Source organism: Caballeronia telluris (assembly GCF_001544495.1).
Classification (GTDB): Bacteria; Pseudomonadota; Gammaproteobacteria; order Burkholderiales; family Burkholderiaceae; genus Caballeronia; species Caballeronia telluris.
Map to the genome: position 1 here is coordinate 1 of NZ_FCNZ02000069.1, position 9224 is coordinate 9224.

Genomic DNA, 9224 nt, shown 5'->3' on the forward strand with positions numbered 1-9224 from the left:
TAGATAGCCGTGTAAATGGTTTCATGCGATACGTGCTGGGTGGGGTCAGTCGGATACATCCGCCTAAGTGTGCCCGATATCTGCTGGGGTGACCACTTCCAGTCCAGCAACGTGAGCACAATCCGCCAGCGAACGCCTTGCGTGCAAAGCTTGGCGGGGCCGCGACCAGCCCTACGGCGGGCGGCGCACAGCGCTTGAGCTGGCACTGATGCGTAGCGAGCAAGAGAGCTGTTGCGCGTCAGTTCACGGCTCACGGTGGAGGGCGAGCGCCCGAGCATTCGGGCCATGGCCCGAATGCTCACGTCCTGCAGTCGTAGGCTTGCGATGGCGAGGCGTTCTTCAGGTTGAAGGTGCTGGTATGAAGTAGTTTTGTCGGGCATTGCAACACCTTTATACGAGATAAGTGTTGCACCTCACTTTTGAGGCCGCCCTGGTAAAAGTAGCCAGCAAGGATTCTGAGGCTGTGGTCAACGCGCTGATACGAAACGCCAGCAAGTTACCTCGGGAACCATATAAATCGCTGACCTGGGACAGGGGATCGGAAATGGCCGATCACAGTCGCTTTACCGTGGCGACCGACATCAAGGTCTATTTCTGCGATCCACAGCATCCCTGGCAACGCGGCTCGAACGAAAACACGAATGGGCTTCTGAGGCAGTACTTCCCTAAGGGCACTGATCTCTCCGTCTATTCACAGGCCAGACTTAATGTCGTAGCCAGGCGGCTCAACGAACGTCCCCGGAAAACACTAAACTTCGACACACCGGCCGAGCGATTTCACCAAACCGTTGCATCCACCGGTTGAATCCGCCGCCGCGCTCGGTCAGCTTGGCGCATGGTGGCGCGTCGATTCATCGACAAACCGCCGCGACCGTCGGCCGTGCCACATGATTCGTCCGGATGTAGAGGCTGCAGAAGCGATTCCGGACAACACCGGCTACTTTAAGCCGCCTTGCCGCACCAGCGACTCCTCCTCCCTCGGGCCGCTGATCAGCCCTAGTAATCGAGAGTGGTAAATTCCTTTATCTTAAACCGCTGGTCTATTCGCGGTATCGCGCTTCGTTCACGCGTCGAATATCAATCCACAAAACGCACTATTATTAGAGTAATGATGGGGAGCAGAGTAACAATCGACAGTGGCCTCGGAAGGTACACGTTCCACAGAGAGCAATCTACGACTCGCCGCCGATGAGCTCGGTACAACCGGCCGTACAGGTAGTATGTCGATACATCGCATACGTCTACGGATTATTGTTTGTCCTGCGGGCCGCGCCTAAGCCTGATTTATCTACACTCTCCAAAGCCCATCATGCGCTCATGGCGGCTCGATCGTCCCAGTTTCGCAGGACACCTGGATCTTTCCCGGGCAACGAGCCTAGTATCAGCCATTGGGGCTGATGATACCAATGCATTTGCCGCTGAAGTCTTGAAGTTATTGGGGGATGCCGCGGGAATCTCGCAGTGCACTGTGTTCGCATACGAGTTCGGCAATCGCCCCCGGACGGTCTCCGTGGCGGATCACCGCGGCGGCCGATACTTGCGCAATGTCGCAGACACGTGCACCAAGACTTTTTACGCGCTGGACGGCAACCAGACGATCATCTCGGCGGCCCGTCCCGAGAAACTGGACTCTGCCGTTTTGCTTCACCAGCAGGCGAGCGAAGACATCTCGCACGAGGGCTATCGAGCCGCTTGTTATCACCAGCCTGACGTGTCGGGCCGGCTTTCGCTTTTGCTGCAGCCGTCGCAGGACATCTGGCTCTCAGTCAATCTCTATCGAGACCGTAGGCGCGGTAATTTTCACCCGAGCGAAATCGCGCTTATCGAAGCCTTCGCCCCGCTGATCGCTAATGCTGCCAAGCATCACTACGCGCTGTCTGGCCAAATTCAGAGCGGCATTCCGCAGCTGATGTTGGCGCGTGTCCGTGGAAGCTGCCCAGATTTATCGAAGAGAGAACTCGACGTGCTCTGCGGCGTCTTGGAGGGCCGCACCGCCCAAGAAATCGGCGAACTGATGGGCGTCAAGCCCTCCAGCGTCGTGACCTACCAGAAGCGCGCTTACCGCCGCCTGGGCATTTCGAGCCAACGTCAGTTATTCGCCTTGTGCCTGGCTCCCGGTAAAAACTGACTCCGTTTCCCAGCCCGAATCAGACGTTGGCCGCTCTTTCGGTCGCGCACGCCCAAGGGTTTCCCCCAGCCCATCTCGCCTTCACGTCGTACCCATTTTGGGGACAGCGCGAGCCGACGGTACAACCATACTCCAGGTCATCGCCATACCTCGCCACTCTGACGAACCTGACGCGATTGCATTGAGTGCTGTGGCGCTCGACATAGACTGATTCTGGAGACGACCTACATGGAAACGACCCCATCGGCCGACCGCGGCCGACAGCCTGGCGGGCCGGCGAACGATGCTGGACCGGGCGCTTCACTGCAAGAGCAGCATGTCATGGCCAAGGTTTCTCGACACTTGCTTTGGTTTCTTTTCATCCTGTTCTTCTTTTCATTCCTGGACCGAATCAATATCGGATTCGCCGGGCTAACCATGATGAAAGATCTGGGCCTTTCCGGGACCCAGTTCGGTTTGGCGACGACGTTGTTCTACATCGCCTACATTGCGTTCGGCATTCCGAGCAATATCGTTTTGGCTCGCATTGGTGCGAGGAAATGGATCGGGACCATCATGATCGCCTGGGGTCTGGCATCCACTGCGACCATGTTTGCGTCCAGCCCGGGCACGTTGTACCTGCTGCGCGTTTTGGTCGGCGTGACCGAAGCCGGCTTTCTGCCGGGCATCCTGCTCTACATGACGTACTGGTTTCCGAGCGCTTACCGCGCGAGAGCCAACGCCATGTTCATGATCGCAATGCCCGTCACGGCCGCCGTCGGCTCCGCGCTGTCGGGATATATCCTCGCACTGGACGGGACCCTTGGGCTCAGAGGGTGGCAATGGCTGTTTTTTCTGGAAGGCTTGCCTTCGGCGATCCTGGGTCTGGTGGTGTTCGCTTATCTGCACGACGGCCCAGCAAAGGCGACCTGGCTCAGCGCCGATGAAAAGCGCACGCTGTCGCAGACGCTCGCCGCGGAGCACCGGGCCGATCCCGTACCGCGCACATCGGCAAGCGAAAAAAGAAGCCTTCTCAGCGAACTCGTCTCACCGACCGTGATCAAGTTTGCGCTCGCCTATTTCTGTCTCGTCAATACACTCGCGATGGTTGCAGTCTGGACCCCGCTGATCGTGAAGAGCTTCAGCGCCGACGCAAGCAACCGCACCATCGGTCTGCTGGCTGCAATCCCGCAAATTTGCACGATTGTCGCGATGATCTGGTGGGGAAGGCGTTCCGATCGCAAGCAGGAACGCAAATGGCATCTGATGCTGCCCATGCTGTTCTCCGCTGCTGGCTGGCTTTGCACGGCTTACTCGGCAAACCCCGTCGTCCAGATGCTGGGGATCTGCCTGGCGTCAGCCGGATCGTACACCGCCATGTCGATCTTTTGGACGACGCCCGATCACGCGCTGAGCTTCCGCGCCCGAGCGGTCGGCATCGCCGTGATCAATGCCACGGGCAACATCGGCTCGGCCTTGAATCCACTGGTGGTGGGATGGCTAAAAGACTTGACACATAGTTTCTCGGCCGGGTTGCTCTACGCGGCGGCACTGCTCGTCATCGGCGCCATTGTAGTGGCCGTGCTGCCGATCGAGCCGACCCGCCAACGCCGCACTGATCCGTCACGCACCGCTAGTTAGACGGTATTGCTGCGCTAGTTGTGCGACTCAAATTATCGCGAAGTGCCTAGGGACGAAAAACGGGTCATCCACGATCCCCAGCGGACAGTTCGTTTAAGAAATTCGTTAAGGAGCAAACGATGGAATTCAAAACTTATCCCTTTACTGCAAAAAAATACGCTGCCAAGGTGCCGCAGTTGGACAACGGCACCGAGACAAAGCGACATGCAGTTACGATCGTTGGAGGAGGTCCAGTTGGTCTGACGGTGGCCCTCGGCCTCGCCAACCATGGCGTTCCTTCTGTGTTGATCGAAGCCGACGATTCCGTGTGCCATGGCAGTCGGGCGATCTGTATCTCGCGCCGGAGCCTGGAAATCATCGAGCGCCTGGGTGCTGTGGACGGATTCCTGAAGACCGGCCTGCCGTGGGCCGGTGGGCGCAGCTTCTACCGCGACACCGAAGTGCTGCACTTCAAAATGCCGCAGGACGACAATCAGAAGCTGCCGCCGATGGTGAATCTCGCGCAATATCACATCGAGCAGTTTCTGCTGGACGCTGCAGAAAAGAAGACGGATCTGATCGACATCCGCTGGCAGACACGAGTCACCGCCGTTGATTCACGCGCGGACGGCGCCACTCTCCACCTATCTACGCCTGAAGGCGACTATGCGCTCAATAGCGACTGGGTCGTCGCCTGTGATGGCGGGCGCAGCACGATTCGCGAGGGGTTAGGTCTGCAGCTCAAGGGCACGAGCTACGAGGGCCGCTATGTGATCGTCGATATCGAGCTTGAGAGCGACCGGCCGACCGAACGCCTGGCCTACTTTGACCCCTCGTCCAACCCAGGCTCCACTGTGCTGGTCCACAAGCAGCCTGACAATGTCTGGCGCATCGACTACCAACTGCGTGACGGCGAAGACGCCGAACAGGCGGTGAAGCCGGAAAACGTGATCCCGCGGGTCCAAAGCTTGTTGGACATGATGGGCGAGCGTGGTGACTGGGCTCCGATCTGGATCACGATCTACAAGGCCAATGCCCTGACCCTGGAAAGCTATCGACATAACCGCGTCCTGTTTGGCGGCGACGCAGCCCACCTGGTCCCGATCTTTGGCGTGCGTGGCGCAAATTCAGGCATCGACGACGCGGACAATCTAGCGTGGAAACTGGCCTTCGTGGTCCGCGATCTCGCCTCCGCGGGACTTCTCGACAGCTACTCATCGGAGCGCGTCTTCGCTGCCCACGAAAACCTCAGTTACGGCACCAAGAGTACCGAATTCATGGCGCCGCCGTCGTTCGCTTTCGAGTTGATGCGCAAGGCTGTGTTGAGTCTAGCGATCAAGCACGACCGCGTGCGCACCTTGATCAATCCGCGGCAGACTTCGGCCATCACCTATACGGCGTCGCCGCTAAATGCGACGGAAACAGCGCCGGGCGCATTCGCCGCTGGCCCTGTGCCGGGGGCCGTGCTTCCTGAATGTCCGTTGACGATCGTCGAGGGCGGCACCGCGAGGGAAGCTCACCTGACGGATTTGATCAGCTCCCGCTTCACGGCCTTGCATTTTAGCGAAGACGGCAGGGTACCCGCTGAATTCTCCGCGCTCGAGGAAACGCTTCATAGCGAAAAGCTGCCTTTCAAGCTGATCGCCATGACCGCGCATCTGCACCCCGAGACCAAAAGCGATCACAACTGGGACCATACGGGTCGGCTGTTTGCCATGTACGGTGCCAAACCCGGCACCGTGTATCTGGTCCGCCCGGATGGGCATGTACTGGGGCGCTGGCACGCGGCAGCCGCCGCGGATATTGCGGCAGCCATTCACCACGCGCTTAACACGTGATCACGACCCACCTGATAAAGGAGAACGCCATGACCGACAGCGACCTCGATACCGTCTATACCCGACTGTGCAAGACCATGACCCAATTGGGCGAGCCGAATACTGCCCTTTTTCTCGCGCGTTTCGCAATGCTCGCGATCGACACGATCGACGACCCGGCCGTCGCGCTTAATCTGATCGACGATGCCAGCGAGGGGATACACGAATAAGTGCCGGGTGCGAGCCTCACATGCAAGCGAGGGCGGCGCCGCCGCCTTTTAGGAGCCAATGTCCTTCGCCGGAGATCGACACAGTGACACTCAATTATCAAAGCGGCTTCGCCAATGAATTTGCCACTGAAGCCCTCCCCGGCGCGCTTCCCGTGGGGCGCAACTCTCCGCAACGCGCGCCCTATGGCCTGTACGCCGAGCAACTCTCGGGCACGGCATTCACTGCGCCGCGCCACAACAACCGTCGTTCCTGGTTGTACCGCATCCGGCCGGCGGCCATGCACTTGCCGTTCGAGCGGATCGACAACGCGCGCTTGCTGAGCCGCTTCGACGATGTACCGACACCGCCGAATCAGTTGCGTTGGGATCCCCTCCCGATGCCCGATGCACCGACCGATTTTGTGTCGAGTCTGGTGACCATGGCCGGCAATGGCGCGCCCGACGCGGGCAGCGGATGCGGTATCCACCTGTATGCCGCAAACTGCTCGATGACCGACCGCTTCTTCTACAATGCGGACGGCGAGTTACTCATCGTGCCGCAGCAGGGACGGCTGCGCCTGGCGACTGAAATGGGCCTGCTGGAGGTCGAGCCGCAGGAAATCGTCGTCGTCCCGCGAGGCGTCCGTTTTCGCGTGGAGTTACCCGATGGCGAGGCGCGCGGCTACGTTTGCGAGAACTATGGCGCGCTGTTCAGGCTACCGGACCTCGGTGTGATCGGCTCCAACGGCCTGGCTAATCCGCGCGACTTCCTCACGCCGGTGGCGTCTTACGAGGACCGTGAAGGCGAGTTCGAACTGGTCGCGAAATTTGAAGGCAATCTTTGGCGCGCCGAGATCGACCATTCCCCACTCGACGTGGTCGCGTGGCACGGTAACTATGCGCCGTATAAATACGACCTGCGCCGCTTTAACACGATCGGTTCGATCAGCTACGATCATCCCGATCCGTCGATCTTTTTAGTGCTGCAGGCCCCCACCGATACGCCTGGCGTCGACGCCATCGACTTCGTTATTTTCCCGCCGCGTTGGCTGTCGATGGAAAACACTTTCCGCCCGCCGTGGTTCCACCGCAACTTCGCCAGTGAGTTCATGGGCCTGATTCATGGGGCCTACGACGCGAAGGCGGAAGGCTTCGCGCCAGGTGGGGCGTCGCTTCACAATTGCATGAGCGGGCATGGGCCGGACGCCGAAACGTTCGCCAAGGCGAGCGCAGCTGACACGACTCGGCCCGACCAGGTCACGAACACGATGGCGTTCATGTTCGAAACGCCTGCCGTCATCCGGCCGACGCGCTACGCGCTCGAATCGTCCCAATTGCAAAGCGAGTACTACCGATGCTGGCAAGGCTTGAAGAAGCATTTCAATCCCGCGCAGCTCTAAATTCGCACTGAGGAGATACCGCATGTCATTGCTCAATGAAACGCACGACCCGGCTCTGAAGAGTTGGGTGGAGCAGGCAAACCAGCCGGGAAGCGATTTCCCGATCCAGAATCTTCCATTCGGTCGTTATCGACGCATTGGCGCGAATGATGACTTCAAGATCGGCGTCGCAATCGGCGACCAGATCCTGGATCTGCAAGGCACAGGCCTGATCGAGAGCCCGGACATGAACGCGTTGATGGCACTCGACACGGCAGCGCGACTTCGTTTGCGCCGCGACATTTCCGGTGGCTTGGCGCAGGGCAGCGCGCAACAGCAGGTATGGTCGAAGCTGCTCACGCCCCAAAGCGCCGCCGAGATGGCGGTGCCCTGCCGCATCGGAGACTACACGGATTTCTACACGGGCATTCACCACGCCACGTCCGTCGGCAAACTGTTTCGGCCTGACCAGCCGCTGATGCCGAACTACAAATGGGTGCCCATTGGTTATCACGGCCGGTCTTCGTCCATTCGTGTTAGCGGCCAGACGTTCCGGCGGCCGCGCGGTCAGACAAAGGCATCCGATGCCGCTCAACCGAGCATTGGTCCCAGCCGACGACTTGACTACGAACTGGAACTTGGCTATTTCGTCGGCCGCGGCAACGAGTTGGGGCAACCCGTCTCCATCGAAGATGCCGAGAATCATTTGTTCGGAGTGACATTGCTCAATGACTGGTCGGCGCGCGACATCCAGGCGTGGGAGTACCAGCCGCTCGGCCCGTTCCTGTCGAAGAACTTCGCGTCGACGGTTTCGCCCTGGTTGGTCACGACCGAGGCGCTGGCGCCCTTCCGCACGGCACTGACGCGTCCCGAAGGCGACCCGCAGCCGCTTCCTTACCTGGATGGCGACTTCAATCGCAAGGCAGGAATGTTCGACATCATGCTCGAAGTCCTGATACTGACGGAGCGCATGGCCAAGGCCGGCCTCCCGCCGGAACGCCTGACGCTGGGCAACGCCGGCACCGCCGCCTACTGGACGGCGGCTCAACTGCTGACGCATCACACCGTCAATGGCTGCAATCTCCAGTCCGGCGATCTGCTGGGTTCGGGTACGTTATCGGGCCCCGCAGCCAACGAAGCTGGCTCCCTGCTCGAGTTGACCGAGGGCGGCAAAAAGTCCATCAGTCTGGCCAACGGCGAAGAGCGGACCTTTCTGGAGGACGGTGACGCCATGATTCTGCGCGGCTGGTGTGAACGCCCCGGCGCGGCCCGCATCGGTCTCGGCGAAGTCCGCGGAACCGTCCTTGCATGAGAAAGGGTTATCGATGATAGATTCGATTAAACCGGAAGCCCCGGTCGCAGATCGCGTCATGTACACGTACTTCCGCAGTTCTGCGGCGTTTCGAGTGCGCATTGCGCTCGACCTGAAAAGGCTCGACTACCGCGCGGTTCCCGTTCACTTGATTCGTGACGGCGGACAGCAGCATCAGGCCGAATACCGCGCGGTGAATCCTTTCGGGCTCGTGCCGAGCTACCGCGAGGACGATCGGACTATTCGTCAATCGTTGGCCATTATCGAATACCTTGACGAATGCCATCCCGAACCGCCGATGCTGCCTGTCACGCCCCTCGCGCGCGCAGAGGCGAGGCAGTCGGCGCTATCGATCGCTTGCGACATCCACCGGCTCAACAATCCGCGGGTTATGAAGTATCTTGAGGGGGAGCTACATGTCGACTAGGCGACACGACTGGGATGGATGCGACACTGGATGAAGGTAGGGCTGCAGGCGCTGGGAGCTACGCTCGCGGAGATGAGCTCGCGCTATCAAAAGTGAAGTGCAACACCGATGTATATCGTGTCGCAATGAAGCGCACCGAGACTTTAGAAGCGGTTACGCTGGATTGAGGACCTGTCAGGAATCTTGTGTGCTGAGGCCGGTAGGAATCTCAGTTGATGGCGCTGGTGAAGCGCTCGCCGAACAGAATGGCGAACTGATTCACTGCTTGCCGCCAGGTGATAGGCGGCATCTTCCAGTCCTTTTCGATGTTGCGCAAGGCCAGATACAGCAGTTTGCTGGCCGTCTCGTCGCTG

Annotated in this window: 8 protein-coding genes and 2 pseudogenes; 8 read left to right on the forward strand and 2 right to left on the reverse strand. The window is 59.6% G+C overall.

All coding sequences use genetic code 11. The features are described from left to right. A partial coding sequence (locus AWB66_RS31485) for a helix-turn-helix domain-containing protein (RefSeq protein ID WP_143328373.1) occupies positions 1-380 on the reverse strand: 380 nt, incomplete at its 3' end. Positions 381-430: 50 nt separating this feature from the next. Here AWB66_RS31485 and AWB66_RS31490 point away from each other — a divergent pair. The 8 genes and pseudogenes from AWB66_RS31490 to AWB66_RS31525 all read left to right on the forward strand — a co-directional run. Next, positions 431-805, forward strand: a pseudogene (locus tag AWB66_RS31490) (IS30 family transposase); the annotation flags it as partial. Between the two features lie 504 nt (positions 806-1309). After that, positions 1310-2128, forward strand: coding sequence for a helix-turn-helix transcriptional regulator (locus AWB66_RS31495; protein WP_087633912.1), 819 nt, complete (start codon positions 1310-1312; stop codon positions 2126-2128). A gap of 228 nt (positions 2129-2356) precedes the next feature. Then, on the forward strand, positions 2357-3748 hold the full coding sequence (locus AWB66_RS31500) for an MFS transporter (RefSeq protein ID WP_235021336.1): 1392 nt from the start codon (positions 2357-2359) through the stop codon (positions 3746-3748). Between the two features lie 119 nt (positions 3749-3867). Continuing rightward, complete coding sequence (locus AWB66_RS31505) at positions 3868-5565, forward strand: FAD-dependent oxidoreductase (protein WP_087633913.1); 1698 nt, start codon at positions 3868-3870, stop codon at positions 5563-5565. 29 nt (positions 5566-5594) lie between these two features. Beyond that, positions 5595-5774, forward strand: a complete 180-nt coding sequence (locus AWB66_RS31510; RefSeq protein WP_087633918.1) for a hypothetical protein — start codon at positions 5595-5597, stop codon at positions 5772-5774. 83 nt (positions 5775-5857) lie between these two features. After that, entirely contained in the window at positions 5858-7153 is a 1296-nt protein-coding gene (hmgA, locus tag AWB66_RS31515) for a homogentisate 1,2-dioxygenase (protein WP_087633914.1), read from the forward strand. Positions 7154-7175: 22 nt separating this feature from the next. Then, a complete protein-coding gene (gene fahA / locus AWB66_RS31520; protein WP_087633915.1) occupies positions 7176-8444 on the forward strand; it encodes a fumarylacetoacetase in 1269 nt (422 codons plus the stop codon). Between the two features lie 58 nt (positions 8445-8502). Then, positions 8503-8871, forward strand: a complete 369-nt coding sequence (locus AWB66_RS31525) for a glutathione S-transferase N-terminal domain-containing protein (protein WP_235021337.1) — start codon at positions 8503-8505, stop codon at positions 8869-8871. A gap of 208 nt (positions 8872-9079) precedes the next feature. Here AWB66_RS31525 and AWB66_RS33375 read toward each other — a convergent pair. Then, positions 9080-9224, reverse strand: a pseudogene (locus AWB66_RS33375) (IS256 family transposase); the annotation flags it as partial.